At 64.5% G+C, this 18,969-nt stretch carries 14 protein-coding genes; 13 read left to right on the top strand and 1 reads right to left on the bottom strand.

Annotated features, from left to right (window positions below):
• Positions 1 to 1,332, bottom strand: coding sequence for an FAD-dependent oxidoreductase (locus IEX64_RS13670; RefSeq protein ID WP_188820234.1), 1,332 nt, complete (start codon positions 1,330 to 1,332; stop codon positions 1 to 3).
• Positions 1,333 to 1,591: 259 nt separating this feature from the next.
• On the opposite strand from IEX64_RS13670, the gene IEX64_RS13665 reads away from it, so the two are divergent.
• From IEX64_RS13665 to cobA, 13 genes are all read left to right on the top strand, one after another.
• Positions 1,592 to 2,170, top strand: a complete 579-nt coding sequence (locus IEX64_RS13665; protein ID WP_188820232.1) for an ANTAR domain-containing response regulator — start codon at positions 1,592 to 1,594, stop codon at positions 2,168 to 2,170.
• A gap of 31 nt (positions 2,171 to 2,201) precedes the next feature.
• On the top strand, positions 2,202 to 3,410 hold the full coding sequence (locus tag IEX64_RS13660; protein ID WP_188820230.1) for an ABC transporter substrate-binding protein: 1,209 nt from the start codon (positions 2,202 to 2,204) through the stop codon (positions 3,408 to 3,410).
• A gap of 223 nt (positions 3,411 to 3,633) precedes the next feature.
• A complete protein-coding gene (locus tag IEX64_RS13655) occupies positions 3,634 to 5,058 on the top strand; it encodes a CmpA/NrtA family ABC transporter substrate-binding protein (protein WP_229710320.1) in 1,425 nt (474 codons plus the stop codon).
• Positions 5,059 to 5,086: 28 nt separating this feature from the next.
• Positions 5,087 to 6,124: an ABC transporter permease gene (locus IEX64_RS13650; RefSeq protein WP_188820227.1), complete on the top strand. Its 1,038-nt coding sequence runs from the start codon at positions 5,087 to 5,089 to the stop codon at positions 6,122 to 6,124.
• Between the two features lie 26 nt (positions 6,125 to 6,150).
• Positions 6,151 to 7,848: an ABC transporter ATP-binding protein gene (locus IEX64_RS13645; protein WP_188820225.1), complete on the top strand. Its 1,698-nt coding sequence runs from the start codon at positions 6,151 to 6,153 to the stop codon at positions 7,846 to 7,848.
• A 184-nt stretch (positions 7,849 to 8,032) separates the two neighbouring features.
• Positions 8,033 to 9,271: an alginate export family protein gene (locus tag IEX64_RS13640; protein ID WP_188820223.1), complete on the top strand. Its 1,239-nt coding sequence runs from the start codon at positions 8,033 to 8,035 to the stop codon at positions 9,269 to 9,271.
• Between the two features lie 29 nt (positions 9,272 to 9,300).
• Positions 9,301 to 10,122 carry a formate/nitrite transporter family protein gene (locus tag IEX64_RS13635; protein WP_188820221.1) on the top strand — a complete coding sequence of 274 codons (822 nt, stop codon included), beginning with the start codon at positions 9,301 to 9,303 and terminating at the stop codon, positions 10,120 to 10,122.
• A gap of 39 nt (positions 10,123 to 10,161) precedes the next feature.
• Complete coding sequence (locus IEX64_RS13630) at positions 10,162 to 11,973, top strand: bifunctional protein-serine/threonine kinase/phosphatase (protein ID WP_229710317.1); 1,812 nt, start codon at positions 10,162 to 10,164, stop codon at positions 11,971 to 11,973.
• Positions 11,970 to 12,413, top strand: a complete 444-nt coding sequence (gene cynS / locus IEX64_RS13625) for a cyanase (RefSeq protein WP_229710315.1) — start codon at positions 11,970 to 11,972, stop codon at positions 12,411 to 12,413. The genes IEX64_RS13630 and cynS overlap by 4 nt, the downstream gene beginning before the upstream one ends.
• A 287-nt stretch (positions 12,414 to 12,700) precedes the next feature.
• Entirely contained in the window at positions 12,701 to 15,190 is a 2,490-nt protein-coding gene (nirB, locus tag IEX64_RS13620; RefSeq protein WP_188820360.1) for a nitrite reductase large subunit NirB, read from the top strand.
• A complete protein-coding gene (nirD, locus tag IEX64_RS13615) occupies positions 15,190 to 15,567 on the top strand; it encodes a nitrite reductase small subunit NirD (RefSeq protein ID WP_188820358.1) in 378 nt (125 codons plus the stop codon). The genes nirB and nirD overlap by 1 nt, the downstream gene beginning before the upstream one ends.
• A gap of 5 nt (positions 15,568 to 15,572) precedes the next feature.
• Entirely contained in the window at positions 15,573 to 18,152 is a 2,580-nt protein-coding gene (locus tag IEX64_RS13610) for a nitrate reductase (RefSeq protein WP_188820219.1), read from the top strand.
• On the top strand, positions 18,149 to 18,943 hold the full coding sequence (gene cobA / locus IEX64_RS13605) for a uroporphyrinogen-III C-methyltransferase (RefSeq protein WP_188820217.1): 795 nt from the start codon (positions 18,149 to 18,151) through the stop codon (positions 18,941 to 18,943). Before IEX64_RS13610 ends, cobA begins: the two co-directional genes overlap by 4 nt.
• Positions 18,944 to 18,969 lie beyond the last annotated feature (26 nt).

The raw sequence follows: 18,969 nt of genomic DNA, 5'->3' as shown, positions 1-18,969 counted from the left end.
TCATGTCGCTGGACTTGATTGGAAGGCGGGCAGCGCAGCAGCGTCCAGTTCTTCGACTACACGCCGGATCACGCCGCTGGATGTGGGCAGATATTCGAAGCGGCCTTGCCGGCCCGCGAGGACGATGCCGGTCCGTGAAATCCGCTCGATGACGCGGGCAATCGTCCCGCTCGAGCCGTGCCGGTAGAGGGGGTAGCAGTTCTCGACCCGAACATTCCCTTCCAGCCTGAGGTCACTGGCAAGGCCAAGGCTGTCCATATGCGCGCGAAAGGCCTCGAAGGCGCGCTGCGGATCGTGGTGTCCTCCAGGCGGGATTGTCGTTTCGACAGCCAGAAATTCGCGGTCTGTTTGTGGGGTGGCGTAAATGCGGGAATAGATCGTCGCGCGCTTCCACTCACCCGAACCGTGGAAATTGTAGAGAACGTTGCCCAACCCGCTGTCGAGACTGGCGGCGGAGAGGAAAAGCGTGGTCATGTCCAGCGACACGAGGCCGCTCGATGTGCCGAACAGCGCGCGGTGCAGACTGTCGAGCGGAATGGTGCTGACCACGGCCTCGACGCGGCAGATTCCGGAAGTGGTGCGCACCAGAAACAACCGGCTTTCGCGCTGTAGCGACAGCAGCTCTTCGCCGAAACGGAAGGCCACGCCCTGCGCTGCCAGGCGCTTCACGATGCTGTTGAAAAGCGGTGCGAACCCTTCGTGCGGGCGGACACGCAGCGATGGTCGCGGCCGCGTCCTTGTCCGCAGCAGGAAAGGGATGAGATTCCGCAGCCGCGACGCGCGGGCGACAAAAGCCATGCGGTGGAAGAAGAAGGTTTCGTCGATCTCGCGAGGTGACACATGGTGAAACCGCGTGATGTAGGCGGCAAGGCCAGTCTGCTCGAAAAGGCGCCGACCAAGCCGCTTGCGTGCGATGGCGTCCAGAGTCCCGTCGCGGGGCACGGCGAGTCTCGACCAGAGCAGGTCGATCAGCATACGGACCAGAGCCAAAGCGGATTGGCCGCGCAATTCGCGCGATTCGAAGGGATAGTGGCGGACGCTCCCGTCGGGCGCGATGCGCCGTTGCCGGCGTGATACGGAAGGGCACATGTCGCGCAATCCGGGCGCCAGATCGAAGAGGGCGGCGTTTTCCTCGTAGAAGATCGATCCGGCGTCGAAGGTGTAGCCACCGATGGTGTAGGCCTGATGCATCCCACCTGGGCGGGGCGCGCGCTCGATCACCCGGACGCGCCAGCCTGCGCGGGAGAGCCTGTCCGCGGCAGCAAGCCCGGCAATGCCGCCGCCCAAAACGAGGATCACGCCGGGAGGCTCGGCAGGAGCCGGATCAAGCATGCGGGCAGGAGCCCGGTATCGCGCCAGATGTCTGAAAAGAATGGCCGGGGGCTTTTGTGCGGTGCAAGGCGTGGCTCCCGAACAGGAGGGACATTGCCCGCGGTCGGCGGGTTCCCGGCTCCGCGGCTCTGGGCAGCAGTTTAGTGGCAAGGGCTTGTAGCGTTTATGCGAACTCGCTCCGTTTCGGGTGCATTGTGGCGGGATGGCCATTCATCGAGGGCTCTTGCCACGGGCGCTGTTGCGCTGCACAAAGCTCGCCATGCGCATTGCCATCATCGACGAAAGTGCCGCGCGCGCCTCCATTATTCAGGAGGGGCTGGCCACGTTCGATGATTGCGAACTGTTCGTGGTGACAGAGCGGCGCGGACTGCTGGCACGCATCGGGGAAATCGCGCCCGATATCGTGCTAATGGACCTGGGGAACCCCTCGCGCGACGTGCTGGAAGAGTATTTTGCAGTCAGCCGGGCGCTGCAGCGGCCCATCGCGATGTTCGTCGACGAATCGGATGATGAATCGATCGCCGCTTCGGTGGAGGCCGGGGTCTCGTCCTATGTCGTCGACGGTCTGGCACCGGGCCGGATCCGGCCGATCCTCGATCTTGCGGTGCGGCGTTTCAATGCCTTCTCGCGCCTCCAGCAGGACCTTGCCGACGCAAAGGGCAAGCTCGCCGAGCGCGAGACCATCGACAAGGCAAAGCGTATTCTTATGGATAGCAAGGGGGTGCCCGAGCCCAAGGCCTATGCCGAACTGCGCAAGGCGGCGATGAATCAGGGCAAGCGCATCGCCGATATTGCCGAGGCCATCGTGACCGCCCACAAGCTGATGGGGAACGGCTGATGGCACCGGAAAGTCTGGGGGATCGATCGACGTGAATACCGAGCTGACAATCGGGTTCCTGCCTCTGGTTGACGCTTGCCTGCCGATCCTCGCGCATGAGCATGGCTTTGCCGAGGAAGCGGGCGTCTCGCTGAGGCTGGTCAAGGACATGAGCTGGGCAACGGTACTCGACCGGCTGCTCTACGGGCACAGCGATGCCGCGCACATGATCGCGCCGCTGGCGATTGCCGCAACGCTGGGGCGAGGCCGGCCGGCGCAGCCGCTTTCGGCGCCTTTCGTGCTGGGCCTCAATGGCAACGCGATCACTTTGCGCCCGGAGCTTGCGCGTCAGGTCAGAGGCGAAGGCGGTATCGGATCTCCTGTCGAAGTGGGCGCGGCGCTCAAGACGATTGCGGCTGACCGGCTCAAGGCCGGCAAGCCGCTGACGTTCGGTGTCGTTCATCGCTATTCGAGCCACAACTACATGCTGCGGTACTGGCTGGCCGCATGCGGCATCCGGCCCGATCACGACGTTGATATCTCCACCGTGCCGCCGCCGTTCTGCGCCGATGCGCTCAAGCAGGGCGAGGTCGATGGCATCTGCGTGGGCGAACCCTGGAACAGCGTGGCGGTGTCGCGCGGCGTGGGGGAAATCGTCCTGTCCACCGCCCAGATATGGCGCCGCGGTGTGGAGAAGGTGCTGGCCATGCGCCAGAACGTTCTTGAGGAGAAACGCGAGGTTGTCGAACGGCTTATCCGGGCCCTGTGCCGGGCCGGCGAACACTTCGTCGATCCCGAGAACTGGGATAGCAATGCCGATATCCTGGCCCGTCCGGAGTACCTCGACGGCTCGGCCGATCTGATCCGCAAGGCGATCTCCGACCAGCTTCTCATCGCCCGTGAGGGGCCGCTGGTTCACTACCCCGATTTCATGTTCCAGCACCGGGAGGCGGCGAACTTTCCGTGGGTCAGCCAGGCCGAGTGGCTCTACACCCAGATGGTGCGCTGGGACGGGACGCCGTTCGACGTCGAGGAGTGCCGCAAGGCGGCCGGCGTGTTCCGCCCCGATGTGTACCGCAGTGCACTTTTGGGGACCGGAGCGCCGCTTCCGGGCGCCAGTTCCAAGGTCGAGGGCAGCCTCGAATCATCGACTGTGGTGGGTACGCAGCAGGGGTCCATCATGTTGGAAAAAAATACTTTCTTCGATGGCGTGGTGTTCGATCCGAATGACATCGAAGGGTATCTTTCAGGCCTGCCCTGAAATCTTTTCGCTGCTGCGCTGCAAAAAAGGGCTTTACGCCAAACCAGCGAATCGCTTAAATAAAGAGCAACACAGGACGGTGCCTCCCAAGGATGGGAGCGGATCAGAACCGGTCTGTGCTTTCAGCAATCAGTGGCAACGCAGCCGCCCGATGTAGTCCCTGAGGGACGTGCGTCGAGGCGGTTTTTTCGTGTTTGTCGCAGGGGACTTGGGGTTGGTTTCGATGAGCATGAATCGGGGTTTTGGTTTTACGCGCAGGGCAGCGGTTGTGGCGCTGCTGGCGAGCGTTGCGCTGGCAGGTTGCGGGAGCAAGAGCGATGCGCCTTCGGGTGATGCGGCGGCTGCGGCAGCCGCCGGAGCGGTCGAAAAGCCCGTTCTCAAGCTGGGCTTCATCAAGCTCACCGACATGGCCCCGCTCGCCATCGCCAAGGAAAAGGGATTTTTCGCCGAAGAGGGCCTGAACGTCACTCTGGAGCCGCAGGCGAACTGGAAGGTTCTGCTCGACGGCGTCATCGGCGGACAGCTCGACGGCGCGCACATGCTCGCCGGACAGCCGATCGCCGCGACCATCGGCTACGGCACCAAGGCCGACCTCATCGCCCCGCTCAGCCTCGATCTCAATGGCAACGCGATCACCGTTTCCAACAAGGTCTGGAGCATGGTGAAGCCGGACCTGCCGATGGAAGGCGGCAAGCCCAAGCACCCGATTTCGGCCTCGGTGCTGAAGCCGGTCGTGGCCAGCTTCAAGCAGCAGGGCAAGCCCTTTAACATGGGCATGGTCTTCCCGGTCTCCACCCACAACTACGAACTGCGCTACTGGCTTGCCGCCGGCGGTCTGAACCCCGGTTTCTACACGCCCGGCGACGTGGGCGGCACGGTCGATGCCGATGTGCAGCTCTCGGTCACGCCGCCGCCGCAGATGCCCGCGACGCTCGAAGCCGGTACCATCGAGGGCTACTGCGTGGGTGAGCCGTGGAACCAGGCCGCGGTGCAGAAGAAGATCGGCGTGCCGATCATCACCGACGACGAAATCTGGCACGACAACCCGGAGAAGGTCTTCGGCCTGCGCAAGGACTTCGCCGAGAAGTATCCGGCGACGACCAAGGCGATGCTGCGCGCCATCATCCGGGCCCAGCAGTGGCTCGATGCCGATGGCGGCAAGAACCGCCCCGAAGCGGTGAAGATACTCTCGCAGCCGAACTACGTGGGCGCCGACTACGACGTGATCGCCGCTTCGATGACCGGCAAGTTCACGTTCGAACCGGGCGATACCCGCGAGGCGCCGGGCTTCAACATCTTCTTCGACAAGTTCGCGGGCTATCCATTCTACTCAGACGCCATCTGGTACATGACGCAGATGCGCCGCTGGGGGCAGATCCCCGAAGGCCACGACGATCAGTGGTATTTCGACGAAGCCAAGGCCGTCTATCGCCCCGACCTCTACCTGACCGCGGCCAAGAGCCTTGCCGAAGACGGCAAGATCCCTGCGGCGGCCATCCCCGAAACCGACGGTTTCCGGGGCGAACAGAGCGGCTTCATCGATGGCATCACCTACGATGGCAAGCAGCCCAACGGCTATCTCGCCAAACTCAAGATCGGCCTCAAGAAAGGCCAGCGCGTGACGGCTTCCGGCGTGACCGGAAACTGATTGCAGCCTAATCCCGAGGAGAATTTCCATGGCAACTGCATTTGCCGACCTGGCTAAGACCGAAACGGAGAATACAGTGACCGTGAAAGCGAGCGAAAAGCCGGCAGCCAAGAGCCGGTCCTCGCAGCCCGCACCGGCAGCCTATTCCAGCAAGCTGCAGGAAGCGGTTGCGAAATTCGGCAAGGGGCTGATTGCCCCGGTCCTCGGGATTGTTGCCTTCCTGGCGCTTTGGGCGGCCTTGGCCCCGCAGGTCGATACCTCGCTCGGCGCTTTGCCGGGGCCTGTCGAGGTCGCCGAACAGGGCGCCTCGCTGTTCGGTGAATGGCAGGCTTCGAACGAGGCCAAGGCGGAATTCTATGCCGCGCAGGAAGCCCGCATTGCTGCCGGCACGCAGGCCATGGCCTTCGACTATGCCGGGCCGCCGACCTTCCTCGACCAGGTGATCACCTCGCTTGAAACCGTGGCGCTCGGCTTCGTTCTGGCCACTGTCTTCGCGGTGCCCATCGGGCTGGCTGCCGGTCTTTCGCCGATGTTCAACGCCGCGATCAATCCGCTGGTGCAGATCATGAAGCCGGTCAGCCCGCTCGCCTGGCTGCCGATCGTGACCATGGTGATCTCGGCCATGATCTCCAGCGTCGATCCGATCCTGCCCAAGGCCTTCGTGATCTCCGCGCTGGTGGTGATGCTCTGCTCGCTGTGGCCGACGCTGATCAACACCGCAGTGGGCACGGCCTCGATCGACAAGGACCTGCTCAATGTCGGCCGCGTGCTCAAGCTGGGCTGGTTCGCCAAGCTCACCAAGCTCGTGCTGCCTTCGTCGCTGCCCTACATCTTCACCGGCATGCGCCTCTCGCTGGGCGTGGGCTGGATGGTGCTGATCGCTGCGGAAATGCTCGCGCAGAACCCCGGCCTCGGCAAGTTCGTGTGGGATGAATTCCAGAACGGCTCCAGCCAGTCGCTCGCCCGCATCATGTTCGCGGTGATCGTGATCGGCCTGATCGGCTTCCTGCTCGACCGGATCATGATGGGCGTCGAGAAGTTCGCCAGCCGCAACCGCATCGCCTGATCGCCTCTCGGCAAGGGAATAAGACCATGACCACGATCCTCTCGCTCAAGGGTGTCTCCAAGTCCTACACCGGTCAGGCCGGGGGAGAGACGCAGGTGCTCGACGGCATCGACCTCGATGTCGAGGAAGGCGAGTTCATTGCCATCCTCGGCTTCTCGGGGGCGGGCAAGACCACGCTGATCTCTTCGATCGCCGGGCTGATCGAGCCCGATGCAGGCGAGATCCTGCTGCGCGGCAAGCAGATCAAGGGGCCGGACAAGGATCGCGGTCTGGTCTTCCAGTCCTACTCGCTGTTTCCCTGGCTGACGGTGGAGAAGAATGTCGCGCTCGCCGTTGATGCCGTCCATCAGGACCGCAGCAAGGAAGAGCGGGCCGCGCTGGTGAAGCAGAAAGTGGAACTGGTCGGTCTGGGCCATGCGATGGACCGCAAGCCGGCGCAGCTTTCGGGCGGTATGCGCCAGCGTGTGGCAGTGGCGCGGGCTCTGGCCATGGAGCCGGAAATCCTGCTGCTCGACGAACCGCTTTCCGCCCTCGATGCACTGACCCGCGCCAAGCTGCAGGATGAGATCGAACGCATCCGCAAGGAGGAGAAGCGCACCATCATCCTCGTGACCAACGATGTCGATGAGGCGCTGCTGCTGGCCGACCGCGTGGCGGTGCTCACGCCCGCGCCTGCCGCCAGGATCGGGCAGATCTACACCGTTGACGTGCCGCGCCCGCGCGACCGGGAAGCCGTCAACGACGATGTGCATTACCAGCACTTGCGCAAGCAGATTGTCGGCTATCTTGGCGCGCTCAACGAAGCGGGTTCCAGCGTCGGCGAAAGCAGCGTGGCGCTTCCCGAAGTAACGCCGCTGGACCTTCTTGCGGCCAGAAAGGAAGCCGAACTTCCCAGCGCCTATCTGGAGGCGGGCAAGTCCGCGGTCGAGCGGCGCTACCTTGAATTCTACAAGCTCAACAAGGTCTACCCGACACCCAAGGGCCCGCTGACCGTAGTCGAGGACTTCAACCTGCTAATGGACAAGGGCGAGTTCATCTCGCTGATCGGCCACTCGGGTTGCGGCAAGTCCACGGTTCTGACGATGGCAGCCGGCCTCAACGAGATCAGCGCGGGGGGCATCGTCCTCGATAATCGCGAGATCGATGTCGCCGGGCCGGACAAGGCGGTGGTGTTCCAGGCGCCGAGCCTGATGCCATGGCTTACCGCGCGCCAGAACGTTTCGCTGGGCGTCGAGCGGGTCTATCCGCACGCGAGCAAGACCGAGCGCCGCGACATCGTCGACTACTACCTCGACCGCGTCGGGCTCGGCGATGCCAAGGACAAGATGGCGGCGGAAATGTCGAACGGCATGCGCCAGCGCGTCGGCATCGCCCGCGCCTTTGCCCTCAGCCCGCGCCTGCTGCTGCTCGACGAGCCTTTCGGCATGCTCGACAGCCTCACGCGCTGGGATCTGCAGGACGTGCTGGTGGAAACGTGGAACCGCACCAAGGTGACCGCGATCATGGTCACCCACGATGTCGACGAGGCGATCCTGCTGGCTGACCGGGTGGTGATGATGACCAACGGTCCCAACGCCACCATCGGAAAGGTTCTCAAGGTCGATCTTCCGCGCCCGCGTGACCGCAAGGCGCTGCTCGATGATCCGAAGTTCTATCAATACCGGCAGGAAGTGCTGCACTTCCTGGCCGAATACGACCACGGGCCCGCTGCGAAGGCGGCCTGAGGACAATACCAGCGCTCGCTCATGAGGGGGCGGCGGACGGGCAAGGGCGCCCGCCGTGCGAAGCGCAAGTCAAGGGGCCGGAAGCAGCCCGGGAGAGGATTAACACCGGCGGGCAATGGCGTCTGCCTTCGATCCAGTTTGGAACGGGTGCCCGGGGGAAGGGCGCCCATCGGAGGGCTACGCTATGAAGACTGTACTTTCGCTTGCCGCACTTGCTGCCACCACCGCCTCGTTTGCTATCGCCGCGCCTGCCGCGGCCAAGACCGGCGATCCCGTCGTCGTCAGTGACAATCTCACCATCGACCCGATCATCGACGGCACCCTGCGCTGGGAACATGTCGATCAGGACGATCTGGGCCTCGATGCCGATGCGCTGACTTTCCGTATGCGAGCCGGCGCTGAAGCGACCATTCACAACCTGTCGTTCCTCGCCGAAGCCGAAAGCACGCTGGCTATCGTCGACAACTACAACGACACCATTCCGGGCAACAACGGCTACCTCGGTGCCGAGCCCTATTCGGTCGTGGCCGATCCGCAGAACGTCGAACTGAATCGCCTGCAGGCCTCCTACAAGGGCAAGGGGCTCAAGGTTACGCTGGGCCGCCAGCGCATCATCCTCGACGATGCCCGCTTTGTCGGGAATGTCGGCTGGCGCCAGAACGAGCAGACCTTCGACGCCGTGCGCGGGGAGGCGAAGTTCGGTCCGCTCTCGCTCGATGCGACCTACTCGATCTCGCAGCGCACCATCTTCGGCATTGATAGCCCCAACGAGCATTTCGACGGCGACCTTATCCTCGTGAACGCCACGGTCGATGCCAAGCCGGTCAAGATCGTCGGTTTCGCCTATCTGCTCGACTATGACACCCGCATCGCCTTTTCGAGCAAGACGTTCGGCGCAATGGCGACCGGCAAGTTGCCGCTGGGCGATGCCGTGACGCTGGATTTCAAGCTGCGCTATGCCACCCAGCAGGATTTCGAGCTCAACCCGGTCGATTATTCCGCCGAATACATCGATGCCGAACTCGGTGTCAGCGTCGCCGGATTCGGTCTCAAGGCGGGTTACGAGGAACTGGGCAGTGACGATGGCGTGGCCGCGTTCCAGACGCCGCTGGCCACCGCGCACGCCTTCAACGGCTGGGCCGACCTGTTCCTGACCACGCCGGCCACCGGCCTGCGTGATTACTTCGGTGCCGCCTCGGCGAAGATCGGCGATGCCGGTCCGTTCAAGGGCGTGGGCGCGACCGTGATCTACCACGAGTTCAAGAGCGACTTCGGCAGCATCGACTACGGCCACGAATGGGACGCCATCATGACCTTCAAGCTCGGCGGTTACCCGTTCCTTCTCAAGTACGCGAACTACACCGCCAAGAACTTCGGCACCGACACCGAGAAGCTCTGGCTGCAGGTTTCCTTTTCCTACTGATTCCGGGGCAAGACAGGGAGTAATCGAACATGGCATATCTCGCACCATCTGAATTCGTACCCAAGCTCATCGATGCCGGTGAGTCCAAGATCATGATGTCGACCAAGGACACGCTGGTCCGCGCCTACATGGCGGGCGCCACGCTGGCCCTTGCCGCAGCCTTTGCAGTGACCATCAACGTGCAGACCGGCCAGCCGCTTGCCGGCGCGATCCTGTTTCCGGTGGGCTTCTGCATGCTCTACCTGCTGGGATACGACCTTCTGACCGGCGTCTTCGTGCTTTGCCCGCTGGCCGTGTGGGACAAGCGTCCGGGCTGCACCTGGGGCGGCGTGCTGCGCAACTGGGGGCTGGTGTTCACCGGCAACTTCGCCGGCGCGCTGACCACCGCCGTGCTCATGGCGATCTATTGGACCTACGGCTTTGCGGACGAGGTCAACGTGGTCGGCCAGAAGTTCGCGACAATGGGTGAAAAGCGCACCGTTGGCTACGCGGCCTTTGGCGCGGCGGGCTGGCTCACGATCTTCGTGCGCGCCATGTTGTGCAACTGGATGGTCTCCACCGGTGTTGTCGGTGCGCAGATCTCGACTTCGGTGACCGGAAAGGTCGTCGCCATGTGGATGCCGATCATGCTCTTCTTCTACATGGTCTTCGAACACTCGATCGTGAACATGTTCCTGTTCCCGGTCGGCCTGATGCTCGGCGGCAACTTCACCATCGGCGACTACCTGCTGTGGAACGAGCTGCCGGTTGTCCTCGGTAACCTCGTGGGCGGTCTGACCTTCACCGGTCTCATGCTCTACACCACGCACGTGCGCACGTCGCCGAAGCGCGTCGTCAAGATCGCAGCCTGATCCTATCCCCTTGGCTGCGTGACCGGGAGGGCATCCCAGTTGCTCTCCCGGTCACTCTATCCGGCGATGCAGACCCCGCTATCCGTCACAATCGGCCAGTTCTCGACGGCCGGCGCCAAGGAAGCCAATCAGGACTTCCATGGTGCCCTCGTGCCGGAGGCCGACATGCTGGCGACCAAGGGCATTGCGGTCGCCATTGCTGATGGCATCAGCACCAGCCCGCTCGGGGCGACGGGCGCTGAAACCGCCGTCAAATCCTTCCTCACTGACTACTACGCGACATCCGAGGCCTGGTCGGTATCGACCAGTGGCCAGCGGGTGATTGCAGCGACCAATTCCTGGATGCACGCCCAGAATCTGGGCGGCGCGCGCAACCTGTCGGACGAGGCGCGCGAGCGGGGGATGGTCTGCACTCTTTCCGCTCTGGTCCTAAAGGGCCGCAGCGCCTGGCTCTTTCACATCGGGGACTCGCGGATCGCCCGTGTCTCGGGCGGCGGCCTCGAACCTCTGACCGAACCGCACCGGCTGAACCTTGGCGGCGGCGTCAGCTTTCTGGCGCGGGCCATGGGCTCTGACCGGCATGTCGAGATAGATCACAGACGCTTGCCGGTAGCGGTGGGCGATGTCTTCGTGCTCTCCACCGATGGCGTGCATGAGGTTCTCGACGACCGGGTAATTATCGAGGCGTGTGCCGGAGATAATCTCGATACCGTAGCACGCGCACTGTGCGACGCGGCACTCGCGGCGGGTAGCGAGGATAACCTCACTGTTCAACTGGTGCGTATCGACAGCCTGCCGCAAGGCGGGCTCGATGACATTGCCGGAGAGGAAGCCGCGCTTCCGCCTGCGCCGCAGCTGACGGCCGGGCGGGACTTCGAGGGCTTCACCATTATCCGCGAACTGCACGCCGGGCATCGCAGTCACGTCTATCTCGCTCGCGATCGGGCCACCGGCGAGCGCGTCGCTATCAAGGTCCCTTCCACCGAGCACGGCAGCGACAAAGCCGAACTGCGGCGGCTGATGCTGGAGGAATGGGTGGCCCGGCGTATCAGTCATCCGCATGTTCTCAAGGCGCCGCCGGCGCGTGCCTCGCGCCGCCATGCCTACGCCGTCACCGCCTACGTCGAAGGCGCGACGCTGGAACAGTGGACGCACCAGCAGCACGAGACCGATCTGGTGGCGGTGCGCTCGATCGTGAAGCAGATCGCATCGGGCCTGCAGGCGCTGCACCGGCGCGAGATCGTCCACCGCGATCTGCGGCCCGCCAATGTCATCATCGATGGCGAAGGGACGGCCACGATCATCGACTTCGGATCGGCGCAAGTGGCGGGGCTCGATGAAATCGCCGGCCCCGTCAGCGATGCGATGTTTGCCGGCACCCTGCAGTTCACCGCGCCCGAGATATGGCTCGGCCAGCCCGCCACGCGCTGGTCCGATTTGTGGTCGCTCGGCGCCATGGCCTATTACATGGTGACCCGCGAACTGCCTTACGGTCCGCGCCTGTCGAATGCCACCACACGCGCGGCGCAGGGGCGGCTCGTCTATGTGCCGGCGAGCGAGCGCAATCCGGACGTTCCGGCCTGGGTGGACGCTGCCATTGCCCGCGCCGTCGCGGTCGATCCGGCGAAGCGCTACGGCGAACTGTCCGAATTCATCTACGACCTGACCCACCCCAACACCGCGCTTTTCGCGCCTGAGCAACGCCCGTGGCTGGCACGCCGGCCCGAGCGGCTCTGGCAGGCGATCAGCGCGCTGCTGGCGCTCGCTCTCGCGGCATCGCTGCTGACGCGGGAAGGGCAGGCGGATCGCCCTCAACCTTCGAAAATCCAGACCGAGGAGACTGCACGATGATGACCAAGGCAGACGTGACGACGATGATCCGCGCCAAGATGCGCGAAAGCAAGATTACCTGGGCGGCCATCGCCGAAGCCGCCGGGCTGAGCGAAGTCTTCGTGACTTCGGCGTGCCTCGGCATGAACAGCCTGCTGCCCGATGTGGCGGGCAAGGTCGTCGATTTCCTCGGTCTTCCGGCAGAGGCGGCGATTGTCCTCAGCGAATACCCGACCAAGGACTTCCCCCGTACCGTGCCGACCGACCCGTGCATCTACCGCTGGTACGAGATCACCGGCGTCTTCGGAGAGGCGTTCAAGGAGCTGGTGCAGGAAAAATTCGGCGACGGCATCATGAGCGCCATCGATTTCGACATGGAAGTGAACCGCGTTGCGCACGAAAAAGGCGACCGTGTGCAAGTGGTGATGAGCGGGAAGTTTTTGCCTTACAAGAGCTGGTAACCTGTTGCGTCACCTTCCTTTTCCGGTCCTGGTCGGAGAGGGGAGGTGATCGCCTGCCCAGGACTTTTCCTGCTGCAGTGCAAAAACCCGCTTGCCCCCGATGGCGCGAATCGGTTAAACACTGCGTCAGCGAGAAAGCGCCGTCCACTGATGGACGAAATCAGCGCCTCGTATCAGACTTACAGACGCGTGGCACCGAAGCCGCCCGTACCTCTCCCGACCGGGACAGGCACGAGGCGGTTTTTTTGTGTGCGCGTTACGAACGGAGACGTGACGTGAATGCACCGATGAACTTCGAGAAGGGGTCGCCCTCCGGCAGCAGCCGGGAGCGGCTCGTGGTGATCGGCAACGGCATGGCCGGTTGCCGTGCGGTCGAGGAAATTCTGGCACGCGATCCGGGCCGGTTCGATGTCACCATTTTCGGTGCCGAGCCGCGCGTGAACTATAACCGCATCATGCTCTCGCCGGTTCTCGCCGGGGAGAAGACCTTCGACGAGATCGTGATCAATACCCAGGAATGGTACGACGACAAGCGCATCACGCTGGTGTCGGGCGACAAGGTCGACAGCATCGACCGCGAGCACAAGCGCGTCGTGGCCGCTTCGGGTCGGATCGAACCCTACGACAAGTTGCTGATCGCCACAGGCTCCGATCCCTTCATCATTCCGGTACCGGGCAAGGATCTCGACGGGGTGGTGACATTCCGCGATCTCGACGATGTCGACAAGATGGTGGCCGCGGCGGGCAAGGGCGGCAGCGCGGTTGTCATCGGCGGCGGCCTGCTGGGCCTTGAGGCGGCGCACGGCCTCAACCTGCGCGGGATGCAGGTGACGGTCATCCACCTGATGCCCACGCTGATGGAGCGCCAGCTCGACGAAGCCGCCGGATGGCTGCTCAAGACCGAACTGGAACGCCGCGGCCAGACCATCCTGACCGGTGCCAACACGAAGGAAATCGTCGGCAAGGACGGCAAGGTCTCCGCGGTCCGCCTGGAAGACGGCACCGAGATCCCCGCCGACATCGTCGTCATGGCCGTGGGCATTCGCCCCGCCACCGCTTTGGCCCGCGAGGCCGGGCTGGAAGTCGAGCGCGGCATCATGGTCGACGACCACATGGTCACTTCCGATCCTTCGGTTCTGGCGGTCGGCGAATGCGTCCAGCATCGCGGCCTGTGCTACGGTCTCGTCGCGCCGCTGTGGGACATGTGCCGGGCGCTTGCCGATCATGTGACCGAAAACCCGACCGGCTATCTCGGCTCGGTCACTTCAACCAAGCTCAAGGTTTCCGGCATCGATCTGTTCTCGGCAGGCGACTTCTCGGGCGGTGAGGGCTGCGAAGATATCGTCATGCGCGATGCTTCGCGCGGTGTTTACAAGCGCGTGATCGTCAAGGAGAACAAGGTGCTGGGCGCCGTCCTCTACGGCGATACTGCCGACGGTTCCTGGTACTTCGACCTGATGAAGAAGGGCGAGGATGTCTCGGACATCCGTGAAGCCCTGATCTTCGGCCAGGCTTTCGCCTCGGGGGGCGCCCTCGCGGACCCTAATGCCGCCGTTGCTGCCCTTTCGGACGACGCAGAAATCTGCGGCTGCAACGGCGTATCCAAGGGGCAGGTCGTCTCGTGCATCAATGACGGTGCGCACTCGCTCGACGCGGTGCGTTCCACCTGCAAGGCGTCTGCTTCGTGCGGTTCGTGCACCAATCTCGTCGAGAGCCTGCTGTCGCTGACGCTGGGCGGCGAGGTCGAGAGCGGCCCGAAGACGATGTGCAAGTGCACCAGCTTCACCCACGGCGACGTGCGCAAGCACATCGTCGAAAAGGGCCTGCGCGAGATCCCGCAGGTCATGCAGGAACTGCACTGGACCACACCCGACGGCTGCGCTTCGTGCCGCCCCGCGCTCAACTACTACCTGCTCTGCGCCTGGCCCGGCGAATATGTCGACGACCAGAAGAGCCGCTTCGTCAACGAGCGCATGCACGCCAACATTCAGAAGGACGGCACTTATTCGGTCGTCCCGCGCATGTGGGGCGGCCTGACCAACCCGAAGGAACTGCGCGCCATCGCCGACGTGGTGGAGAAGTACAACGCGCCGATGGTCAAGGTGACCGGCGGCCAGCGGCTCGACATCTTCGGGATCAAGAAGGAAGACCTGCCCGCCGTCTGGGCCGATCTCAATGCCGCAGGGATGGTCTCGGGCCACGCCTACGGCAAGAGCTTGCGCACCGTGAAGACTTGCGTCGGCTCCGAATGGTGCCGCTTCGGCACGCAGGATTCGACCGGGCTCGGCGTCCAGATCGAGCACATGACCTGGGGCTCCTGGATGCCGCACAAGTTCAAGATCGCCGTCAGCGGATGTCCGCGTAACTGCGCCGAAGCGACGATCAAGGACTTCGGCGTCGTCTGCGTGGATTCGGGCTACGAACTGCACATCGCCGGCAACGGCGGCATCAAGGTCCGCGCTACCGACCTGCTGTGCAAGGTGGAGACCGAGCAGGAAGCGCTCGATGTCTGTGCCGCCTTCATCCAGCTCTACCGCGAGGAAGCCTGGTACCTCGAGCGCACTGCGCCCTGGGTCGAGCGCGTCGGCCTCGACTACGTCAAGGACCGCCTCGCCGAGGAAGGCGCCATCGAGCACTACGCCGCGCGCTTCCGCTATTCGCAGCAGTTCATGCAGGATGATCCCTGGGCCAAGCGCGCCGCGGGCGAGCATGAGAAACTGCACCAGCACCTTGCCGAGGTGCGTCCCTACCCCGGCGCCAAGATGGAGAACGCGTGATGATCGGCAACTGGCTGGATATCGGCCCGGTCACCCAGATCGAACCGGGCACCGCCCGGACCCTGCCGGTCGTCGGCGGAGAGGAAATCGCGGTATTCCACACTATGCGGAACGAGTTCTTCGCGATCCGCAACAAGTGCCCGCACAAGCAGGGCCCGCTCAGCCAGGGCATCGTCCATGGCGATGTAGTGACCTGTCCGCTGCACAACTGGAACATCTCGCTGCGCTCCGGAAAGGCGCTCGGCGAGGACGAGGGCTGCGTACCGACCATCCCTCTCAAGGTCGATGCCGGGCGCATCTATCTCCTGCGCTCGGCCGTGATCGGCGGAGGCGATGAGGCTGCCGTGCAGCAAGCCACGCAAGACAAGGCAGCCTGACCGCCATGGGGGCGACCCGCACCACCTGCGCCTATTGCGGCGTCGGCTGCGGCATTGCCGCCGAGGTTTCCGGTAATGACGATCGGGGGGTCGTCATTACCGGGGACCGCATGCATCCGGCCAATCACGGCAGGCTGTGCTCCAAGGGAACGCATCTGGGCGAGACGGTGGGGCTGGAAGGCCGGCTGCTCGCGCCGATGATCGCAGAGCGCGAGGCCTCGTGGGACGAAGCGCTCGGTCGGGTCGCGGATCGCATGCGCGCCTGCATTGCCGAGCACGGGCCGGACAGCGTTGCCCTGTACCTTTCCGGCCAGCTCCTGACCGAAGACTACTACGCCGCGAACAAGCTGGCGAAAGGCTACGTCGGCACCGGCAATGTCGACACCAATTCGCGGCTGTGCATGGCAAGCGCCGTTGCCGCCTACAACCGCGCCTTCGGCGAGGATGTGGTACCCTGTTCCTACGAGGATCTGGACGCCACCGATCTGGTGCTGCTTGTCGGGTCCAACACCGCGTGGTGCCATCCGGTCATCTGGCAGCGTCTGGAAAAGACCCGCGAGCGGCGCGGCACCAAGATCGTCGTCGTCGACCCGCGCCGCACCGAGACCGCCGAACAGGCCGACCTGCACGTGGCGGTCGCGCCCGACGGCGATGTAGCCCTGTTCAACGCGCTGCTGGCAGATATGAAGCGGCGCTCATTGGTGGACGAGGAATACCTCGCCGCCCACGTGGAGGCGGATGCCGGATTCTGGGAAGACCTCTCCCCGGAATCCGGCATCCCGGATGCCGTTTTCAGAAAGCTCTGCGATCTCGTGGCCGCTCATCCGCGTATGCTGACCCTGTTCAGTCAGGGCGCGAACCAGTCGGTTTGCGGCACCGACAAGGGCAATGCGATCACCAACTTCCATCTCGCGACGGGCCGGATCAACCGGATCGGCGCGGGGCCGTTCAGCATTACCGGTCAGCCCAATGCCATGGGCGGTCGCGAGGTGGGAGGACTGGCCAACATGCTCGCATGCCACCTCGGCTTTGCCGAGGACGAGCGCGCGGACGTGGCGGAATTCTGGAAGGCGCCGAACGTCTGCAGCGGCCCCGGCCTCAAGGCCGTCGAGATGTTCCGCGCCGTCCACGAAGGCCGGATCAAGTTTCTATGGGTGATGGCGACCAATCCGGCGGTTTCGCTGCCGGACACCGGCTTCGTGCGCGAGGCGCTCTCGCGTTGCCCAACCGTGGTCGTCTCGGACATCATCGCCGATACCGATACCGGTCGTTTCGCCCATATCCGCCTCCCGGCGCTCGGCTGGGGCGAAAAGGACGGGACGGTCACCAATTCCGAACGCTGCATCAGCCGCCAGCGCGCGCTGTTCCCGCCGCCCGGAGAAGCGCGCGCGGACTGGAAGATCGTTGCGGACGTGGCCGCGCGCATGGGCTGGGGCGAATCTTTCGCATGGCCCGATGCGGCCTCCGTCTATCGTGAATATGCCAGCATGACGTCTCTCGCAAAGGCGCGGGGCAAGGTGCTGAACCTGACGGCGCATGCCGACATCACGGCGGCGGAATACGAGGCGCTGGAGCCGTTCAAGTGGGGCGGCGAACGGCCGCTTGCAGGCGGGTACCCGACCCCCTCGGGCAAGGCGCGGCTGGTGCGCGTGACACCCCCGGCGCCCGCCACCAACGCCGAGTTCCCGCTGCGGCTCAACACCGCTCGCTATCGTGACCAGTGGCACACCATGACGCGCACCGGCCTGTCACCGGCCCTGTCGCAGCACCGGCCCGAGCCACTTTTGGAAGTCCATCCCGCCGATGCTCGCGCAGCTGGCCTTGTCGATGGCGGGCTTGGCCGCGTGGAAACCGCGAGCGGGGCAAGTGTCTACCGTGTTCGCGTTTCCGATGGGCAGCGGTGCGGCGAAGTCTGCGTGCCGATGCACTGGGCCGATGCCATGGCGGGGGAAGGGCGGTCCAACCGCTTGCCGTCGCGGGCGGTCGATCCGGTTTCCGGCCAGCCCGGCTACAAGAACGGCGCCGCGCGCGTTGTGCCGGTAAAGCCCGCGTGGCGCGCCTTCCTTGTTCGCCGCGATGTGATTGCGCCGCAGGGCCTGGTCTACTGGACGCGGGCGCGCGTGAAGGCGGGCTGGCTTTATGAACTCGCGGGTGATGGCGCGATCGATATGGCGGCGCTGCTCCCCGCTGGCGAGCAGATGGAAGTTGCCGACCCGGTTCGCGGGATGCGGCGGATTGCCGTGCGCGGCGATGACGGCTCGCTGATCGCGGCAGCCTATCTCACCCGTTCGGGCGAATTGCCTGCGCGGGCCTGGGTTGCGGACCAGCTCGGCCTCGATGCCGCGAGCGCTGCGGAGCTTCTCGCCGGTCGCCCCAGCACGCCGCTGCCCGATCGCGGACCGATCGTCTGCGTGTGCCACGGTGTGGGCGAAAAGGACATTGTGCTTGCCCTCGATGACGGCGCGGCCTCCGTCGCCGACGTCGGCGGCTGCACCAGGGCGGGCACCAATTGCGGATCGTGCCGCCCGGCCATCGCCAAGCTCATCAAAGTGTTTTCCTCTCGTGAACAGGAAGCTGCCCAATGACCGATTTTCGCAAGAACGACTTTCCGGGCGGATCGGTTTGGCTCGTGGGCGCCGGTCCCGGCGACGCCGAACTGCTTACCCGCAAGGCGGAGCGCCTGATCGGTGAGGCTTCGGTCGTCTTCTACGATGCTCTGGTTGGGGCGGACATTCTCGAGATGGCGGCCCGCTCGGCGCGGCTGGTCCATGTCGGCAAGCGCTCGGGCCGCCACTCGAAGGATCAGGGAACGATCGACACCCTCATCGTCGAGGCCGCGCTGCAGGGCGAGAAAGTCGTGCGGCTCAAGGGCGGCGATCCGGCGATTTTCGGGCGTGCGACCGAGGAACTGGAAGCCTGCCGCGCCGCCGGGATCGCTGTGCGTATCTGCCCCGGCGTGACTGCGGCCAGCGCCGCTGCGGCCAGCCTCGGGGCATCGCTCACCCTGCGCGGACTGGCTCGAAAGCTCACGTTCGTTACTGCCCATGCCCGCGCTGGTGAGGAACTGGAGCTGGACTGGGCGCGCCTTGCCGATCCGGAAGCTACGCTGGCAGTCTACATGGGCAAGGCGGCGGCGCCGCAAGTGTCGGCAAAGCTGATCACAGCCGGCCTGCCCGCCGAGACGCCGGTCGCGCTGGTGGAGAATGCCAGCCTCCCTGCCGAGCGGCAGTTCCATACCCGGCTCGACCTGCTTCCGCTCGCCGCGCGTACGGCCCTGGGCGATGGGCCCGCATTGCTGCTGATCGGTGCCGCCATGGCGCGGCCGGACGGTGTCGACGCGGTCATGGAACACGTTGCGGAACAGTCTGCCGACTGAGGACAGGTCGCCTTTCCTGGCGCCCG

It is taken from the genome of Novosphingobium indicum, from assembly GCF_014645195.1.
GTDB lineage: Bacteria > Pseudomonadota > Alphaproteobacteria > Sphingomonadales > Sphingomonadaceae > Novosphingobium > Novosphingobium indicum.
This window is presented reverse-complemented; position numbering and strand designations above follow the sequence as displayed.